This window comes from Arthrobacter sp. H20 (genome assembly GCF_000520515.1).
Lineage (GTDB): Bacteria > Actinomycetota > Actinomycetes > Actinomycetales > Micrococcaceae > Arthrobacter_D.
The window spans coordinates 52,599-54,029 of the sequence record NZ_KI914715.1 but is presented as its reverse complement, the minus strand read 5'-3'; the positions used below and the strand labels follow the sequence as shown (position 1 = coordinate 54,029).

At 63.0% G+C, this 1,431-nt stretch carries 2 protein-coding genes and 1 pseudogene; all 3 read left to right on the top strand.

The window, feature by feature from the left end:
* Nucleotides 1-87: 87 nt before the first annotated feature.
* Nucleotides 88-435, top strand: coding sequence for an ArsR/SmtB family transcription factor (locus tag Y703_RS17950; RefSeq protein WP_253907934.1), 348 nt, complete (start codon nt 88-90; stop codon nt 433-435).
* Complete coding sequence (locus Y703_RS17945) at nt 432-1,214, top strand: cation diffusion facilitator family transporter (protein WP_155849402.1); 783 nt, start codon at nt 432-434, stop codon at nt 1,212-1,214. Before Y703_RS17950 ends, Y703_RS17945 begins: the two co-directional genes overlap by 4 nt.
* Before the next feature lie 9 nt (nt 1,215-1,223).
* Nucleotides 1,224-1,372: pseudogene (locus Y703_RS22600) on the top strand (SDR family oxidoreductase); the annotation flags it as partial.
* Nucleotides 1,373-1,431: the final 59 nt, after the last annotated feature.

The window sequence follows — 1,431 nt, the reverse complement described above, 5'->3', positions numbered from 1 at the left end:
GTGCCGAAGGTAAAGTCAGGGCGAGGATCCAGAGTTCCAGAAGGTCCACCCGCCACATAGTACATAGAACCGTGTACTATGTGGCGGGTGGAAACACTTACCCAGCATGCCGTCCTTGCCCGATTTGGCTATGCTCTCTCGGATCCTGTGCGGTCCCGGATTCTGCTTACCCTGCGCGAGGGGCCGTCCTACCCAGGAGAGCTTGCCGAGTTGGCCGGTGTCAGCAAACAGCGGCTGTCCAATCACCTTTCGTGTCTGCGGGGTTGCGGGCTGGTAGTCGCCGCCGTCGAAGGGCGGCGCATTCGCTACGAACTGGCCGATCAGAAACTGGGAGAGGCGCTGTCAGCGCTCCTGCACGTCGTCGTAGTCAGTGACCCGATGTGCAGCCGCGTCTCCAAGGAAGAGCATGGTGACGGAGAGGCGTGCTGCAGGTGACAACCTCAACAGCCGCACGCCCCAGGCCCACAGTGGAGCGCCGGGCCATTCTCTCAGGGCGGATCCGCCTGTTTGTCGCTGCGACGATCACGTACAACATTATTGAAGCCACCATCGCCCTCACTGCGGGCACCCTCGCTTCCTCGAGTGCTTTGATCGGATTCGGTCTGGACTCCATCGTTGAAGTGCTCTCCGCGGCCGCCGTCGCCTGGCAGTTCGCCGGCCGCGACCCTGAAGCCCGCGAAAAGACAGCACTGCGGCTGATCGCCTTCTCATTCTTCGGGCTCGCCGCCTTTGTGACCTTCGACGCCGTCCGCAGTCTCCTTGCCGGTGTCGAAGCCCAGCACTCACCGGTGGGAATCCTTCTGGCCGCGGTCAGCCTGGCCGTCATGCCCTTCCTGTCCTGGGCCCAGCGCCGGGCAGGGCGTGAGCTCGGATCACGGTCCGCTGTCGCGGACTCCAAACAAACCCTGCTCTGCACCTACCTCTCGGGAGTGCTGCTTGCAGGGCTGCTGCTCAACAGCACCCTCGGCTGGTCCTGGGCGGATCCCATTGCGGCCATGATCATCGCCGCCGTCGCGGTCAAGGAAGGCCTCGAGGCATGGAAAGGCGACGCCTGTTGCAGCCCATTGACCGGAACGTTCGACACGCATCAGAAGGACGGTTCTGCCGAGACTTCGGCACCAGTCTCCACACCCGCCACGCTCTCGAGCGCGCCGCAGGGCACGACCAGCACGGAACCGGACTGCTCATGCTGCGCCAAGGACATTACTGAATAGACATGACGGCGCAAACAGGATATGTCCAAGGACATCCTGATGGGCCGGGTAGGAACTGTTGACGACATTGCCGCCCTGATCTGCTTCCTGGTGGGACCCGACGCCGGCTACATCACGCAGCGACCTACGACATCAACGGGGGCCTGCAGATCTCCTAGCGTGATCGGCGGGGCGCCCTGTGCCGAAGGTAAAGTCAGGGCGAGGATCCAGAGTTCCA